We start from the raw sequence: 16,882 nt of genomic DNA on the forward strand, positions 1-16,882 counted from the left end.
GTAGAGCACTGTTTCGGCTAGGGGGTCATCCCGACTTACCAAACCGATGCAAACTCCGAATACCTACAAGTGCCGAGCATGGGAGACACACGGCGGGTGCTAACGTCCGTCGTGAAAAGGGAAACAACCCAGACCGTCAGCTAAGGTCCCAAAGTCATGGTTAAGTGGGAAACGATGTGGGAAGGCTTAGACAGCTAGGAGGTTGGCTTAGAAGCAGCCACCCTTTAAAGAAAGCGTAATAGCTCACTAGTCGAGTCGGCCTGCGCGGAAGATGTAACGGGGCTCAAACCATGCACCGAAGCTACGGGTATCATCTTTTGATGATGCGGTAGAGGAGCGTTCTGTAAGCCTGTGAAGGTGAGTTGAGAAGCTTGCTGGAGGTATCAGAAGTGCGAATGCTGACATGAGTAACGACAATGGGTGTGAAAAACACCCACGCCGAAAGACCAAGGTTTCCTGCGCAACGTTAATCGACGCAGGGTTAGTCGGTCCCTAAGGCGAGGCTGAAAAGCGTAGTCGATGGAAAACAGGTTAATATTCCTGTACTTCTGGTTATTGCGATGGAGGGACGGAGAAGGCTAGGCCAGCCTGGCGTTGGTAGTCCAGGTTTAAGGTGGTAGGCTGAGATCTTAGGTAAATCCGGGATCTTAAGGCCGAGAGCTGATGACGAGTGTTCTTTTAGAACATGAAGTGGTTGATGCCATGCTTCCAAGAAAAGCTTCTAAGCTTCAGGTAACCAGGAACCGTACCCCAAACCGACACAGGTGGTTGGGTAGAGAATACCAAGGCGCTTGAGAGAACTCGGGTGAAGGAACTAGGCAAAATGGCACCGTAACTTCGGGAGAAGGTGCGCCGGTGAGGGTGAAGCATTTACTGCGTAAGCCCACGCCGGTCGAAGATACCAGGCCGCTGCGACTGTTTATTAAAAACACAGCACTCTGCAAACACGAAAGTGGACGTATAGGGTGTGACGCCTGCCCGGTGCCGGAAGGTTAATTGATGGGGTTAGCGCAAGCGAAGCTCTTGATCGAAGCCCCGGTAAACGGCGGCCGTAACTATAACGGTCCTAAGGTAGCGAAATTCCTTGTCGGGTAAGTTCCGACCTGCACGAATGGCGTAACGATGGCGGCGCTGTCTCCACCCGAGACTCAGTGAAATTGAAATCGCTGTGAAGATGCAGTGTATCCGCGGCTAGACGGAAAGACCCCGTGAACCTTTACTATAGCTTTGCACTGGACTTTGAATTTGCTTGTGTAGGATAGGTGGGAGGCTTTGAAGCGTGGACGCCAGTCTGCGTGGAGCCAACCTTGAAATACCACCCTGGCAACTTTGAGGTTCTAACTCAGGTCCGTTATCCGGATCGAGGACAGTGTATGGTGGGTAGTTTGACTGGGGCGGTCTCCTCCTAAAGAGTAACGGAGGAGTACGAAGGTGCGCTCAGACCGGTCGGAAATCGGTCGTAGAGTATAAAGGCAAAAGCGCGCTTGACTGCGAGACAGACACGTCGAGCAGGTACGAAAGTAGGTCTTAGTGATCCGGTGGTTCTGTATGGAAGGGCCATCGCTCAACGGATAAAAGGTACTCCGGGGATAACAGGCTGATACCGCCCAAGAGTTCATATCGACGGCGGTGTTTGGCACCTCGATGTCGGCTCATCACATCCTGGGGCTGAAGCCGGTCCCAAGGGTATGGCTGTTCGCCATTTAAAGTGGTACGCGAGCTGGGTTTAGAACGTCGTGAGACAGTTCGGTCCCTATCTGCCGTGGACGTTTGAGATTTGAGAGGGGCTGCTCCTAGTACGAGAGGACCGGAGTGGACGAACCTCTGGTGTTCCGGTTGTCACGCCAGTGGCATTGCCGGGTAGCTATGTTCGGAAAAGATAACCGCTGAAAGCATCTAAGCGGGAAACTTGCCTCAAGATGAGATCTCACTGGAACCTTGAGTTCCCTGAAGGGCCGTCGAAGACTACGACGTTGATAGGTTGGGTGTGTAAGCGCTGTGAGGCGTTGAGCTAACCAATACTAATTGCCCGTGAGGCTTGACCATATAACACCCAAGCAATTTGAGTCGAATGACCAGATTGCGGTGACTGTGGAGATGACACGAACCGAAGGTTTGCGTCACGAACGACACCTGCAACAGCTTGCTATCACATACCCGATTTGCTGAAGCGCGCCGTACGGCACGACTCGGTACCCGAATTTCTTGACGACCATAGAACATTGGAACCACCTGATCCCATCCCGAACTCAGCAGTGAAACGATGTATCGCCGATGGTAGTGTGGGGTTTCCCCATGTGAGAGTAGGTCATCGTCAAGATTAAATTCCAAAAACCCTCATCGCTTACGCGTTGAGGGTTTTTGTTTTTGTGGAGTTTGATATTTTACATCGCTTCCAGCATGACAGGACGGTCAGGTGCATGGTCGGTGGCAGTTGGGGCTACGCGGAGTTTCTCGCATCAATCACAAAGCTCAATGACCCCGAGCACCACAACATGCTCGACTGGTATGGCGATGATGTTGATTCGGCTCTCTTCGACCATACCCGCGTCAATGATCGGTTGTACGGAATGAAGGTCTGAATCACATACAAAAAAAGGCCGCATTCTCATGCGGCCTTCCGGTTACAACTGACAGTCTTTATGACGCTACTTCTGGAACCGCTGGCTTCACTTCATCGCGACGCTGAATGTACTTCCAGTCCGCCTCGTCGATGTAGATGCCATTAGGTCCGCTGCCGCCTTCCAGGTCGATAGCCACATGGGCCGATACCTGAGGCTTCACGCTCGCCAGAATCGGAACGAAGCCCAGCTGCAGGCTTGTTTCCAGCAGTGCAGCCTGATTCTTCTCGTCGATGTCGGCTGCCTCGTCCAGGTAGTAAGGCAGGCGAATCCGCCCAGCCTGATCACGATCCATCAAGTGCAGTAACAGATACATATTGGTCAGCGCCTTGATGGTCATGGTCGTGCCGTTGGAGGCCGCGCCGTCGATGTCGGTGTGGATAACCGGCTGGCCATTGACCTTGGTGATCTCGAACGCCAGCTCAAAAAGGTCCTTCAAGCCCAACTGGTTATGGTTGGCAGCCACCAGTCGTGCCAGGTACTCCTTGGCTTCTTCGTTCTTGTTATCCTGCTCGACGCTCTGGCTCAGGTCGAAGACCGACAGTGTTTCGCCTTCTTCGTACTGCCCGGCGCTGTGGATAATCTGGTCGATGTGCTTGAGCGCTTCCTTGTTCGGGGCGAGCACGATGCGGAAGCTTGCCAGGTTAGACACCTGACGCTTGTTGATCTCCCGGTTGAACAGCGCCAGTTGATGCTCAAGGCTGTCGTAGTCGCTGCGGATGTTGCGCAGCGTACGGGCGATGTCGGTCACCGCAGCGCGGCGAGCCTTGCCCAGTGTCAGCGCTTCCTCGGTGCGGTGGGCATAGGCGTTGATCAGCAGTTGCAGACGACGCTCCATGTCATCCTCGCTGTCGAACTTCGCTACGCCCTTGAGGCGAACCTGAGCATAAAGCGCCTCGATCTGCCCGTCGCTACGCAGCAGGCCTTGCCAGCTGTCCTGATAATCGTTGAGCAACGGCAGCAGGTTATCCATCGAATCGTCAATCGGGTCCATGAATGGCGTACCGAACGGCAGGTCCGCTGGCAACAGCTGTCGGCGACGCAGTGCGTCATCCAGTGTGCGTTGCTTGGATTCCATATCGCCGATCTGACGCGCGATCAGTTGCAGCTTGGCCGACAACTGCTGGACGCGCTCGGTGAAGGCGTCGCTGGAGCGTTTCAGTTCGTCCTGAGCCGCCTCCATCTGCGCCAGCTCTTCCAGCTTGGCGGACTCTTCGGCGCTCAGGGTCTGGCAGCGACGGAAGTCTTCCAGCGCTTTCTGGGCATCTAGCACCTGTTGATACAGCGCTTCGGTCTGCACCTTGCTCGCCGAGCGGTCGGCAGCCACAGCCTGCTGGGTTTTAAGCTGCTTGAGTTCTTTTTCCAGGCGTTCTTTCTGATCGCGCAGTGCCGCGCGATCAGCCAGCGCTTGCAGAGCGGGTGGCTCAATGCTCGACAGATTGATTGTCAGGCCCGGCACTGCAAACTGGTCGCCCTTGAAGCCATCCAGAATGGTTTCCAGCGATTTGACCCACGCATCGCCATCGTCCAGCGCGATGCCTTGTTCACCCAGTGGCAGGCTGAACAGGGCGCTGTTGAACAGGCGCATCAAGCGCTCTACATCCGGCTGAGAGAACTCTTCGCGCAGTCGGGCATAGCTGTTGTTGTCGGCGTGATCGAGCTGCTGCTTCACCGACTTGAGGCGTTTTTCCAGGTCTCGCAGGCGCTCGTCCAGGTCTTCGGCGCTGAACTGCCGGGACTGGGCCAGTGCACCGGCCAGTTCATCGTGTGCGTCTTTGGCCGCCAGCAGCTGTTGCTCCAGCACCTTGGCATTATCGACGAGTGCGAAACGATTCTTGAGCACTGACAGCTCGCCCACCCAGCGCTGAATACCGCTGATCTCACGCTCCAGGCGCATCAGCTCCTGCGTGCTGCTGCGCTGGTCGTTCTGCATTTCATCCTGCTGCGCGCGATAGTGCTCGGCCTGGATGACCAGTTCTTCCTTGCGCGCACCCGAGTAATCCGACCAGGTGCCCAGCAGCGAATCGAGCACCGGTGACAGACGATGCAGCTTGCCACGCAACAGGTCGCGTTGCTTGACACCGGCAGCCAGCGCCTCGACCAGCGGGCCAGCCAGCACCAGCGAGTTGTAATCCTGCTCCATGCGTCGCACGTCGCGGAAAGCTTCTTCGCAGGCCGCGATGTAGTCGACGCTGCCCGAGCGCAGGCTGTGCTCGAAAGCATCCAGAAACAGCTGTTTGAGTTTGGCCGCTGTGATTTCGCGCATGTGCAGCAGGTTGATGAACAGTGCGCGAAAGGTCTTCAGGCTCTGTTCGCTGGTGGAGCGCAGCGGGATCAGTGTCAGGTCCAGCGGAATGGAGGTATGACCGCCGACCAGCAAGCGGCGCAGCTCATCGGGCTTGAGTTCGTAGGCTTTGAGGCCCTGACTTTCCAGATTGCTGAACAGCTCTTTCTGACGCAGGCACGTGTCGTTCTTCTGGTAATGACCCAGATCCAGCTCACCGGCATAAGCGAAGAACTGATGGCCGAAACCGCCACCCGGACCGCGACCCACAACGCCAATCACATGCGGGCCGTGGGGCAGGGAAACTTCCACCAGGATGTAGCTGGTGTCGGAGGCAAAGTAGAAGCGTCGCGATTGCTCCAGGCTGTACTTACCGAAGCTCATGTCCGACATGCGCGCCAGAATCGGGAACTGCAGGGCGTTGATCGAGGCGCTTTTGCCCAGGTTGTTCGCGCCATACACCGACAGCGGGTTTTCCAGCGGGAACAGGCCGAGGCTGTAACCTGCGGTATTCAGCAGAGCAAAACGGCGGATGCCATAACGTTCCTGGCTCATGTGTCCATCTCCTGTCTTTGCTCATCGGCGATTGCCCGGGCCAGTGCGTCTTCTTCGGTTTCTTCACCGAACTCAGCCAGGTCCAGCGGGTCATCGGTTTCCAGCAGCTTCTCGTCGCTGTCGTCATCAATGAGCACCGGCGTCGGCAGTGGCAGCGCGCTGTGCAGGCTGGCTGCCAGGTCGCGGTCCTGTTGCACCGACAGGCAGACGTCGAGAAAACGGTGCATGGGCGGCAGGAAACGGTAGATGCCGACTTCTTCGCTGGCAAAGCCCAGTTGCGTCATGCGGCGCATGATCTTCTCTTCCAGCTCTTCCTGGGTCTGCACCTCGGCCTGGAGAAACAGGTCGCGGTATTTTTCCAGCATCGAAGGCAGCTCGTCGCGGCCCAGGCTGCCGCCGTCCAGCACGGCCATCGGGTCGCGGCCCTGATCAGCCAGGTGCTCGACGAGGATGAAGGTGAACAGCGCCAGGCGCTGAGCGGTCTTGTTGACCTGGGCTGCAGCCAGTTCCGGCACGAAGTAATAGAAGCCGCGAGTGTCGCAGACCAGCTCGTAGCCCAGTGCCTTGAACAGCGTGCGGTATTGATCCTGGCAATTGGACAACTGGGCGTACAGCTCCGGGTCGCGGCGGCTGATGTGATAGCCCTTGAACAGCTCGCGAAAGATCGGCGCGAGCTGTGACATTTCGGATAGGTCAAGATGCATGAACAGGGCTCTCGGAATTCTCTGGCTGCTCGTCTTGCGCAGCGAGCAGGGCAAAGGAGCGCAGGCTGACGCGGTGCTCCCGGGTAAAATATTCGCGGCGCTCGAGGCGTTCGCGGGCGAAACGCTTGTCACGCGACAACCGCGAAAACCAGTACAACAGCTCGTCGGTTTCGCCGGTGGGCTCCTGTTCCAGCAACCAGACCATCAGGTCGGGCATTGGCAGGGCGTCTTCGCAGCGCTCGAGCATCTCTTTGACCGTGCGCGGTGCACGGGGCGCGTCGCCCTTGCGGGTGCCGCTGGCCTTGGGGAATTTCGCCGGTTTGGGTTCAAAGCGCGCCAGGGCATAGACATAAGCCTCGACCTGGCTCGCGCTGCCCAGAAAGGTACTTTGCGGACGGGTGAACATCGGCATGGCCGCTTGCGGCACTGCGTCCAGGCCTTTGCGCCGGATAGCCGACAAAGCCAGCGCCGCGCCTCGGGTCACGGCATTATGACGGCGAGCCTCTTCGCGCAACGGCAACAGCAGCTCGCGCGCATGACGCAAAGTCAGCTGGGCACTGGTCTGCATTTCGAGGATGCGCGCATGGGTGCGCAGCAGCATGTCGTCGTCGACCAAGTGGCCAAGCCGCTGCTGCTCGCTCAGTAGGCGCAACAGAACGACTTCGACCTTGCGCACGCCCTGTTCGAAGGCGCCATCGGCGTTGACCAGTTGAATCATCGGCTCGACGTATTCATCCCACGTGGCCAGCACTTCTGCATAGCGCTGACGCAACGGGATCTGCCGGTCGCTGGTCTTGGCTCGATCAGCCACCGCGACCAGCGCCTGTTCGTCGTTGGTCAGCTTCTTGAGGACGTCGCGCACCCGCATGTCCAGCAGCCGCAGCTGTCTGGCCAGGTCGTTGGCATCGCGAACATCGAAGGCATCCTGAATGTAACCGGCCAGTCGCTCAAGGTGACGCAGATAAGCTTCGATCTCCAGGCACAGGCCCAGCCGGTGTTCGCGGCGCAGGTAGGACAGAAAGTCGTGGATCTGCGCGTTGAGTTCAAAGCGGTTCGGGCTTTTCGCGACGGGGACCAGAATGTCCAGGCGGATCCACACGTCCAGCAGGTTGGTGATGTCCTGCGGGGTACTGTCCTGTTGCTGGGCCGCCAGTTGCAGGCGCAGCTCGCTCAGGCTCAAAGTACCCTGGTCGAAATGTTCACATAAAGGCTCAAGTAACGCCCAGTGCTCGGCAAGGGCGCGCAGGACGCGCTTGGGTTCGATCATCGTTAGGCCGGCTTGTTGGCAAGTGAAAAGCGGCAATTGTACTGCATCAGTCGCCTGATATTTCACCTCACGGCGATATGCTGCAGCGCGAAAAGGCGAACAACGCTAGAATTGCGCGCTCAACTTATCCACAGGTGGCTGACCCTTGCTCAACGAGTCCCGTCGCCGCGCTTATTTGACCGCCATGCAGGTGGTCAACTGGCTGCCGCGCACAGAACTGCCTTTCGCCGCACCGTCGCGTCCGGAGCTGCTTGCGCCGTTGCCACCGCCGGTCGAGGTGCAGAGCATTGCGCCTGCCTCAGCGCCGTCCGCACACGATGCACCTGCGCAAGCGGCGAACGTTGTGCCGATTGCACGCCAGCCCGAGCGACCGAAAATCGAAGTGCCGCGCCCGTCGCTGGCCAGCACGCGTACCGTTGCACCTGTAGAAGAAGCCGCGCCTGCGCCCCCCAAGGCCCCGGTCGTGCCGCCGCCACGCTTCGCTCTGCAACTGCTGCGCGCCGGGCGCTGCATGCTGTTGGTAGAGCTGACCACCGGCCAGCCGTTTCAGAGTCGCGACCCTTCTTACCTCTTGCTCAAGGACATGCTGCGCGCTGCCGGCCTGCCTGACAGCCCGCAGATTATCGGTGAGCCGGTGCGCTGGCCGTTGCTGGTGCGTGGCCAGATGGACCAGGGGCCAGAAGCGGCGCGGGATTTCGTGCAGGGTTTTGTTGGCGCGCGGCTTGAGGACGAGCCCTGCGCCTGCCTGTGGCTGATCGGCCTGCCGTCGATGAAGTTTGCTGGCGAAGTGGATGCCCAATCCTACAACCGCGAACTTCAGGTCGAAGGTCTGGGCGCTGCCTGGGCGCTGCCAGGTCTTGAATTATTGATGGACGAGCCTGAGCGCAAGGCGGATGTCTGGAAAGCCATGCGTCGGCTGATGACGCGCTGGAAATCGATCGATGAGTGATGCCGTAACCTTCCGCCGCATGACCGAAGCCGATATGGACGCGGTGCTTAAAATCGAATACGCAGCGTTCACTCATCCGTGGACGCGCGGGATCTTTCTCGACGGGCTCAAATCCTACGAAATCTGGCTGATGTTCGAGGGCGCGCAGCAGGTGGGGCATGGCGTTATTCAGGTCATCATTGATGAAGCGCATCTGCTCAATATCACGGTCAAACCTGAAAACCAGGGGCGGGGTCTTGGCTTGCTGCTACTCGACCACCTGATGAAGCGCGCTTATCAGCTCAACGCCCGTGAATGCTTTCTGGAACTGCGCGACAGTAACCGGCCAGCCTATCGTCTGTATGAAAACTACGGTTTCAACGAGATAGGCCGGCGTCGTGATTACTATCCGGCACCCGACGGCGGCCGTGAAGACGCAGTGGTCATGGCCTGCACGCTGTTCGACTGACGCTGGCGGTCAGCGCTGAGTATTGCCGTCCAGCGGATCAACAACCGCCAGTTCCTCCTCGTCGAGCCCGTTGCCTGCGCCAATATCATCTTCATCGACTACGGTCAGGTCCAGGTCGGCAGGGTCGTCCTCGCCTTGTTCGGAGGCGGAGCGGGCACCGTCTTCGCGAATCAGGATTTCCGGAGACAGGTCGTCATCGGTCGAATGGTGGTCGTCCGTCGACGCGCCGGTCAGGCCCGCCTCACGCACACGCTGATCCGGAATTTCATGTTGCAGTTGGTCTTCAGGGATAAGATCGCCGATGCGGGCAGGATCTTCCTCATCGAAATCGAGTGTTTCCATAGAGCCCATGCGGTCTTCGTTGTCATCGATGGGTTCTGGCTCGGTGGCACCGAATGGACGGCGTGAATCGTTCATGACAAATCCTCATTTCAGGTGGTCGTAAAAAGTTGACCGGCCATGACTTTGAAGATTCCTTTTTGTTTAAGGGCAGTTGTTTGCGGGCAGTCGTCTACGGACAGTCGTCTGCCAGGCGTACGTTGCACGTAGTGGCACAACGACGTGACTTGAAGGGCCGGACACCAGTCCAAGTTTGGCATCAAGGCGTGACGTGAAGGATCGGACTACCAGTCCAGGGCTGGGCATCACTATCGAGGCGTCAAAGCATGAACGAGCTACAAGACCTGATTGATAACAATGCACGCTGGGCCGACGCGATCAATCAGGAAGATCCTGAATTCTTCGCCAAACTGGCCCGCCAGCAAACTCCTGAGTTTCTGTGGATCGGCTGCTCGGACGCGCGCGTGCCGGCCAACGAGATCGTCGGCATGTTGCCTGGTGACCTGTTCGTGCACCGCAACGTGGCCAACGTCGTGCTGCACACGGATCTGAACTGCCTGTCAGTGATCCAGTACGCCGTGGACGTGTTGAAGGTCAAACACATCCTGGTGACCGGCCACTACGGCTGCGGCGGCGTACGCGCTTCCATGCAGGACCGTCAGTTCGGCCTGATCGACGGCTGGCTGCGCACGATTCGTGATCTGTACTACGAAAACCGCGATGTGCTGGCCAAGCTGCCGACCGAAGAAGAGCGTGTCGACCGTCTGTGCGAGCTGAACGTGATTCAGCAAGTGGCCAACGTTGGCCACACCAGCATTGTGCAGAACGCCTGGCATCGCGGGCAGAGCCTGTCCGTGCATGGTTGCATCTACGGCATCAAGGATGGTCGCTGGAAAAGCCTCGATGTGACCATCAGCGGTTTCGAGCAACTGCCGCCGCAGTACCGTTTGCGTCCGCAGGACTGATCGATCCGCGCATCAAAGCACAAACCGCTGGACCATCAGGTTCAGGTCCGTCGCCAGCATCGACAGTGCGTTGCTCGCGACGGTGGTTTGCTGTGCGCCTGAAGCCGTCTGACTGGAAAGATCGCGAATGCTGCTCAGGTTACGGTCCACTTCGCCCGCAACTTGCGCCTGCTGCTCGGCGGCGCTGGCGATCAACAGGTTGCGATCATTGATCGTGGCAGTCGCATTGATGATCACTGTCAACGCTGCGCCGGTCGATGCAGCCTGTTCGAGTGTCAGGTTTGCCTGGGTTGCCGTGTGGCGCAGTGAACTGGCAGTTTGCTGGGTACTTTGTTGCACGCCGCTGATCAACCCTTCGATTTCTGCGGTAGACGCACTGGTACGTTGCGCCAGCGAGCGTACTTCATCGGCCACCACGGCAAACCCGCGCCCGGCTTCGCCTGCACGTGCGGCTTCGATCGCGGCATTCAGGGCGAGCAGATTGGTCTGGTTGGCAATCGCACGAATCACATCGAGGATGCTGCTGATGCTTTGCGTGCGTTCGGCCAGCCCTTCGGCTTGATGCGAAGAGTCCAGCACGTTTTCGGTCAGCTCCTTGATCGAACTGATGGTTGCCGAGAGCTTGTTCTGACCCTGCGCCGCGGCCTGGGTCGAGGCCTCGGATTCAGTCACAGTATTGCTGGCATTGCCCGCCACCTCGACGGCCGCCTGGCTCATCTGGTTGACGGCGACCGCAGCCTGTTCGATTTCGGTGTTCTGTAATTGCAGATTGAGCGCGCTGACCTCGGCGATGGTGCCCATCTCCTGCACCGACTGCGACAACTGGGTGGCCGCCGCATAAATTTGCTCGATCGTACCGTGCAGGTTGGTCCGCATGCGCCCGAGGGTGATCAATAATTGCGCGGTTTCGTCCTTGCCGTCGGCAATCTGGTGTTCAGTCAGGTCGCCATCGGCGATGGTGCTGGCGATGTGCAACGCCTGGCGCACTGGATGAATGATGCTGACGCTCAGGCGCCACGCCAGCAGCAGGGTTAGCGTCAATACGACGGCGATGGCGCTCAGGGCGATAATTCGCGCTTGTGCGTAACTGGCTCCGGCCGCGTCTACAGCGCTGGCGGCACTCTGCTTGTTCAGCTCTCGCAGCAACTGCACCTGCATGTCCATCAGGTCGCCCTGCAGCGTGAGCATGGTGTTGGCCAGCATTCTGGCCTCATCCAGTTTGTTCTGTTCAATCAGCGCGATCTGTTCCTGCAAGCCCGGCATAAAGGCTTTATAAGCGTCCTGTAGCGCGATGATCGAATCATGTTCGGTGCCTGATTGCACACGTGCGAGGTATTCCGAGAAACCTTTCTCGACCTCGTTTCTGAGCTGTTCGACGTTTATCTTGCTGTTGATGACCGATCCCGGATCATCAGCGTTGGCGATCAGGCGGGTGGTTTCGCTGCGCAGTTTGACCAGGCCGATGGCGATGGCGTCGGCCATAGCAATACTCGGCAGCGCACCGCTTTCGACCGTTTCGCTCTGATTGCGGATTTCCTGCATCTGCAGCAGGCAAAATGCGCCCAGTGCGACCGTCAGCAGAGAGGTGATTCCAAAGCAGATCACCAGGCGCGGGGTGATCTTGAAGCGGCGCAACACGGTTGTTGTCGTTCGCCGACGTAGAAAACGAGGCAGAAACTTCTTCACGGCACACAACCCCTATAAACACACGGACCTTCTCGAAGAGCCGTTTATAGGGCAGTTATGTGATGTCTTTATGACATCCTGCGTTTAAGGTGAAAACCAGCAACCGCTCAGGGCCGGGACGCGTCGATTTCTTCCATCAATTCATCCAGAAAGCGTTTCAACCGGTCGTGCCTGACCTTCGCCATCTGCGTGCCTGTGCGGGTCTGAAAGCCGTCGGCAAGGTGCAGCAGCTTGGTATGAAAGTGATCGACGGCAAAGCGCTTGTCGTCATACGGGCGCTGGCTGGCATGCGGATCATTGGGCTCGTACAGGTATTTGCCCATCCGGCCGGAGACATAAAAGGTTCGCGCCACACCAATCATGCCCAGTGAATCCAGCCGGTCGGCGTCTTGCAGTATTTTTGCTTCCAGCGACACCGGGGTTATCGCCGCCGAAAAACTGTGCGCCTCGACAGCGTGGGCAACCGAGGCGATGCTTTCCTCATCCCAGCCCATGTCGCCCAGCAGTTCGCGGGCCCTTGCCGCCGCCAGTCGCGAGGCACCGGCGCGAAACGGCGAGTCTTTTTCGACCGATACGCAATCGTGCAGCAGCGTGGCGGCCATCAGCACACGTGCATCGCCGCCTTCACGGTCACGTATGGCGCAGACGTTCTTCCACACCCGCAGCAAATGTGAGACGTCGTGCGAGCCGTCGATCTTCTCGGCATGCGTGTAAGGGATCAGCAGGTTGGCGAGATCCTGAAACGGGGCGAAGCTTGCGGCAGCCATGCGGTTGTCCTTGAACAGTGCGCTGGCGCAAGCATTGCAGAAAACGCTTTGAAACACACCGTCTGTCGCCTCCTGTCACTGCGCAACAATTTGGCTGATCTGACCGGCAAGCAGCCCGGCGCCTTTGGCGTTGAGGTGGTTGAAGTCCTTGTAGTACGAGTTCATGTCGCCTATCAGGCACTGGCTGTCCTTGCAGAACGCTGCATCCGGCGTGATCAGCCCGATCTGCTTCGACTCGCTGGCCTGCCCGAACACTTCGCGCGTGAAGCGCTGCAAATGTTCATGCGTTGCGACCGGCACTGACAATTCGCTGATCCGCTGCAACTTCTGCGTCTGGCTGTCCGATGTGTCGCGAGCCAGCCGGTAATAAAGGTTTTCCGGGTTGATCAACTGCTGCGGCACCTGCGCAATGATGACCACTTCGCTGCCGATGTCGCGGTACGCCCGAACGGTGGCTTCGAGCGCCTGCTTGAACACGGCGCGTGAGGCTGCACGGCTTCTTTCCTGACTGTCGGCGGAAATCAGGAAATACTTGCTCATCGGTTTTTTACCGTAATCGCCGTCGGTATAAAGCGTCCAGCGCGCGACCAGCACCACTTTTGCAATGCGGTGCTTTTTCACGTACTCAAACTCGCGGCTGGCCAGCGCCTCGCAGACGCCGGGGCCGTAATTGCCGCTGGCGACGTCCACGCCCAACAACGGCAGACAGCCACCCAGGCCGATATGAACAATGGTTTTGCCCTGCTGGCGGGCAACGCTATCGAAGGTTGATAACAGGGCTTCCGAATGGCTGTCGCCAAATACCGCCAGAGCCGGTGTGGCGTCTGGGTTGGCTGCGCCGAACAGGCAAAAGTCGACGGTGGTCTGAGTGCATTTGTCACGAATCTGCGGGTCGGCAAATTCCTCATAAATGGCCGGATCGACGTTGAAGCGTTGGCTGAAGCCGTTGTTGAGGTAACCGGTCAGCCCCAGCGCGATAAACAGCGCCGACGCGACGCCTGCCGAGGTGAACACCTGTTGGCGATTGAATGCGCCCTGTTTGCGAAAAGGCTGCTCGACATAGCGCCAACTCAGCCAGGCCACTATCAGCGACAGTAGGGTCAGGCTCAGCATCAACGGCAGGCCGGGCTCATTCAGGCTGCGCTGACGAGCAAAGGCGAAAAGCGGCTGGTGCCACAGGTACGCGCTGTAGCTGATCATGCCGATGAGCACCAGCGCCGGTGAACTCAGCGCTCGACCAACCCAAGTCTTGCCTTGCGCAAAGACGATGATCAGCGCTGCACCGAGCACCGGCACCAGCGCATTTAGGCCAGGGAACGGCGTGCTGCCGTCGAACTGCACGACGGCGTAGCCAATCAATAACACGCCCAGCGCCGCAGCCGCCTGATCGAGAAGGCTGACGCTGGGCGCGTGGCGCGTTCGCCAGACACAGTAGAGCGCGATAAACGAGCCGGTCAGTAATTCCCATGCGCGTGCGTGCAGCAGGTAAAAACTGCTACTGGCGTCGTTACGTGCACCCAGTTGCGAAAGCGTCAGGCTGCCCAGCGCGATGAGGGTCAGCAATATCACCAGTCTAGTGCGGCCCATGCGCCAGCCGAGCATCAGCAGCAGCGGAAAGAACAGGTAGTACTGTTCCTCCACCGCAAGCGTCCAGGTGTGCAGCAGTGGTTTGAGTTCAGCCGTCGCATCGAAATAGCCGCTTTCGAGCCAGAACAGCACGTTTGACGAAAACATCGGCACGGCCACCAGGCTCTTGGCGAAGTACTTGAGGTCCGGTGGGTCAAGCGTCAACCAGGCGACCGGCACGCACACCAGCATGACCACGAACAGCGCTGGCAGGATGCGCCTTGCACGTCGCTCATAGAAATTGATCAGCGAGAACTTCCCGTTGATCTTTTCCGCGAGAATGATTGAGGTGATCAGATAGCCCGAAATCACAAAAAAGATATCGACCCCGACGAATCCACCGCTGAACAGCGGCAGGCCGGCGTGAAACAGAATGACGGGAATCACCGCCAACGCGCGCAGGCCGTCGATCTCGGGGCGATAGCCGAGCGCAGGGTTATGAGGAATGCCCATGAGGTGTGGTCTCTGGATGCAAGAGTCAAATAAAGGCGGGGACTGCAACGGCTACCGCCAACGCGAGGCGCAGGGCGTGGTTATTCGAAGGGGGAAGAGATCAGCAGAATGCCTTTATTTTCTAGCTCAGGTATTGGCATCTGTCCAATCGTCGAGGCCGGCAGGAAGGGGTAAAAAACCGGTCTTTAACCTGAAACAGGAAAAGCCCTTTATAATTCATGGTTTTTACCCCCCTTGATGTGAGAACCATTGTGAGCTTACCCTCCTGCCCGAAATGCAATTCCGAATACACTTACGAAGACGGCAGCCTGCTGATCTGCCCGGAATGCGCCCACGAATGGTCCGCTGACGCCGGCAGCGCCGATGCTTCCGACGACGTGAAGGTCATCAAGGACTCCACGGGCAACGTGCTACAGGACGGCGATACCATCACTGTGATCAAGGACCTGAAAGTCAAAGGCTCATCGCTGGTGGTCAAGGTCGGCACCAAGGTCAAGAATATCCGTCTGGTCGATGGCGACCACGATATCGATTGCAAGATTGATGGCATCGGCGCCATGAAACTGAAGTCCGAGTTCGTCCGCAAAGTCTGATTCAGACGGGCGATCTCTTCAGCTCGCACGCCGCGCCGGTCACTCGACCGGCGCGGCGTTCGCGTTTTAAGGCAACGGCCTACCGGCGGTCACTTGTAAAGTCTCAGACGTATGGACGGGTTGTGATCCACTTGAGCGGTCCGTAGAATTCACATTCTGGCTGTATCCCCCATATTCACAATAATCCACTTTGCACACTGCGCTCGATCATGACTGTCGAGCGGAGCGTTTTCGCGTTGGTTTTTCGGTGGGGCGAGCCGTGGTTTTCGGTACAGGTGCCATGCGTGCTTTCAAGGCGTGGCGGTCGGCCATCAGGTCGGAACATTTTTAGAGAGCTGTAGATTCTTGATCACTTCACCTCCCAATGAACAAACCGGTGAGCACACCGGCAGCTGGCTGGGCGTTTTCGCGCTGGCCCTGGCGGCCTTTATTTTCAACACCACCGAGTTTGTGCCGATCGGCTTGCTGAGCAACATCGGCCAGAGCTTCGACATGACGCCGGCACAAGTCGGTTTGATGCTGACGATCTACGCCTGGGTCGTCTCGCTGATGTCGCTGCCCATGATGCTGGCGACGCGCAACATTGAGCGCCGCAAACTGTTGATGTTTGTGTTCGGCCTGTTTGTGGTCAGCCACGTCATCTCTGCGATGGCGTCCAGCTTCGCGATTCTGCTGGTGAGCCGTGTCGGCATTGCGTTTGCGCATGCGGTGTTCTGGTCGGTCACGGCCTCCCTTGCCGTGCGCATCGCACCGCCGGGCAAGCAGGTTCAAGCCCTTGGTTTGCTGGCGACCGGCACTTCGCTGGCGATGGTTCTGGGTATTCCGCTGGGACGTGTGCTGGGTGAAGCCCTGGGTTGGCGCACCACATTCCTCGGTATCGCCGGGGTCGCTGCGCTGGTGGTCTTTCTGCTGGCGCGCGCGCTGCCGTTGCTGCCGAGCCAGAACTCCGGCTCGCTGCGCAGCCTGCCTATCCTGTTCAAACGCCCGCGCCTGATGGCCATCTACCTGTTGACTGCCATCGTGGTGACTGCGCACTTCACCGCCTACAGCTACATCGAGCCGTTCACGCAAACCGTGTCGCGCCTCAGCGGTGAAATGACCACCATCTTGCTGCTGGTCTTCGGCGGTGCCGGAATCATGGGCTCGATTGTGTTCAGCCTGTTCAGCGACCGGTTTCCAAACGGTCTGTTGATCACTGCCATTGGCACCCTGGCGGTCTGCTTGCTGATGCTGTTGCCACTGTCTGGCGACGCAACAATGCTCGGCACGCTGACCGTGGTCTGGGGGATGGCGATCATGTGCTTCGGGCTGTTGCTGCAGGCGCGCGTGCTGTCGCTGGCACCGGATGCGACCGACGTGGCGATGGCGCTGTTTTCCGGGATATTCAACATCGGCATTGGCGGCGGTGCCTTGCTGGGCAGCGTCGTCAGCAGCCACCTGGGCGTGGCGAATGTCGGCATTGTAGGCGGCCTGTTGGCCCTTGGCGGGTTGGGGCTGATTTGCTATACGACGTTTCTATTCGGCAAGACGCAGCCCCATGCAGAGATGCAGGCTGACGCTAAACACTGATCCGTACAACACTCGCTGACTGCGCAAGGCAGTCAGCGAGCAAGCAGGTCAAGGCT

The 16,882-nt window shown here is 58.4% G+C and carries 13 protein-coding genes and 2 rRNA genes (1 of these 15 only partly in view); 8 read left to right on the plus strand and 7 right to left on the minus strand.

Features of this window, described 5'->3' with window-relative positions; all coding sequences use genetic code 11:
• The 3 genes from PSPTO_RS05210 to PSPTO_RS05220 form a co-directional block, all read left to right on the plus strand.
• Positions 1-2,046: ribosomal RNA gene (locus PSPTO_RS05210) — 23S ribosomal RNA — on the plus strand (it extends 848 nt beyond the left edge of the window).
• Positions 2,047-2,204: 158 nt separating this feature from the next.
• Positions 2,205-2,320: ribosomal RNA gene (gene rrf / locus PSPTO_RS05215) — 5S ribosomal RNA — on the plus strand.
• 100 nt (positions 2,321-2,420) lie between these two features.
• On the plus strand, positions 2,421-2,582 hold the full coding sequence (locus PSPTO_RS05220; protein WP_226992681.1) for a plasmid pRiA4b ORF-3 family protein: 162 nt from the start codon (positions 2,421-2,423) through the stop codon (positions 2,580-2,582).
• Between the two features lie 58 nt (positions 2,583-2,640).
• On the opposite strand, the gene mksF is transcribed toward PSPTO_RS05220, so the two are convergent.
• The 3 genes from mksF to mksB are packed head-to-tail and all read right to left on the minus strand — an operon-like array spanning position 2,641 to position 7,431.
• Positions 2,641-5,460: an Mks condensin complex protein MksF gene (gene mksF, locus PSPTO_RS05225; RefSeq protein WP_011103377.1), complete on the minus strand. Its 2,820-nt coding sequence runs from the start codon at positions 5,458-5,460 to the stop codon at positions 2,641-2,643.
• Entirely contained in the window at positions 5,457-6,164 is a 708-nt protein-coding gene (mksE, locus tag PSPTO_RS05230) for an Mks condensin complex protein MksE (RefSeq protein WP_003380289.1), read from the minus strand. The genes mksF and mksE overlap by 4 nt, the downstream gene beginning before the upstream one ends.
• Positions 6,154-7,431, minus strand: a complete 1,278-nt coding sequence (mksB, locus tag PSPTO_RS05235; RefSeq protein ID WP_011103378.1) for an Mks condensin complex protein MksB — start codon at positions 7,429-7,431, stop codon at positions 6,154-6,156. Before mksB ends, mksE begins: the two co-directional genes overlap by 11 nt.
• A gap of 145 nt (positions 7,432-7,576) precedes the next feature.
• On the opposite strand from mksB, the gene PSPTO_RS05240 reads away from it, so the two are divergent.
• A complete protein-coding gene (locus PSPTO_RS05240; RefSeq protein ID WP_005771509.1) occupies positions 7,577-8,380 on the plus strand; it encodes a hypothetical protein in 804 nt (267 codons plus the stop codon).
• The gene (gene rimI / locus PSPTO_RS05245; RefSeq protein ID WP_003380294.1) at positions 8,373-8,828 is read left to right on the plus strand and encodes a ribosomal protein S18-alanine N-acetyltransferase; all 456 of its coding nucleotides are present in this window, start codon (positions 8,373-8,375) and stop codon (positions 8,826-8,828) included. The genes PSPTO_RS05240 and rimI overlap by 8 nt, the downstream gene beginning before the upstream one ends.
• 9 nt (positions 8,829-8,837) lie before the next feature.
• Here rimI and PSPTO_RS05250 read toward each other — a convergent pair whose 3' ends face one another.
• Complete coding sequence (locus tag PSPTO_RS05250) at positions 8,838-9,245, minus strand: hypothetical protein (protein ID WP_005771507.1); 408 nt, start codon at positions 9,243-9,245, stop codon at positions 8,838-8,840.
• Between the two features lie 248 nt (positions 9,246-9,493).
• Here PSPTO_RS05250 and can point away from each other — a divergent pair, with 248 nt between their 5' ends.
• Positions 9,494-10,132, plus strand: a complete 639-nt coding sequence (gene can / locus PSPTO_RS05255; protein WP_003380298.1) for a carbonate dehydratase — start codon at positions 9,494-9,496, stop codon at positions 10,130-10,132.
• A 12-nt stretch (positions 10,133-10,144) separates the two neighbouring features.
• Here the strand turns inward: can and PSPTO_RS05260 are convergent, their stop codons facing one another.
• From PSPTO_RS05260 to PSPTO_RS05270, 3 genes are all read right to left on the minus strand, one after another.
• Entirely contained in the window at positions 10,145-11,770 is a 1,626-nt protein-coding gene (locus PSPTO_RS05260; RefSeq protein ID WP_005771505.1) for a methyl-accepting chemotaxis protein, read from the minus strand.
• Positions 11,771-11,925: 155 nt separating this feature from the next.
• On the minus strand, positions 11,926-12,585 hold the full coding sequence (locus tag PSPTO_RS05265; RefSeq protein ID WP_011103380.1) for an HD domain-containing protein: 660 nt from the start codon (positions 12,583-12,585) through the stop codon (positions 11,926-11,928).
• A 75-nt stretch (positions 12,586-12,660) separates the two neighbouring features.
• A complete protein-coding gene (locus tag PSPTO_RS05270; protein ID WP_011103381.1) occupies positions 12,661-14,664 on the minus strand; it encodes an acyltransferase family protein in 2,004 nt (667 codons plus the stop codon).
• A gap of 248 nt (positions 14,665-14,912) precedes the next feature.
• Here PSPTO_RS05270 and PSPTO_RS05275 point away from each other — a divergent pair, with 248 nt between their 5' ends.
• Both PSPTO_RS05275 and PSPTO_RS05280 read left to right on the plus strand, forming a co-directional pair.
• A complete protein-coding gene (locus PSPTO_RS05275) occupies positions 14,913-15,257 on the plus strand; it encodes a zinc ribbon domain-containing protein YjdM (protein WP_032606961.1) in 345 nt (114 codons plus the stop codon).
• A 345-nt stretch (positions 15,258-15,602) separates the two neighbouring features.
• Complete coding sequence (locus tag PSPTO_RS05280; protein ID WP_005771500.1) at positions 15,603-16,826, plus strand: sugar transporter; 1,224 nt, start codon at positions 15,603-15,605, stop codon at positions 16,824-16,826.
• Positions 16,827-16,882: the final 56 nt, after the last annotated feature.

Source organism: Pseudomonas syringae pv. tomato str. DC3000, from assembly GCF_000007805.1.
Taxonomy (GTDB): domain Bacteria; phylum Pseudomonadota; class Gammaproteobacteria; order Pseudomonadales; family Pseudomonadaceae; genus Aquipseudomonas; species Aquipseudomonas avellanae.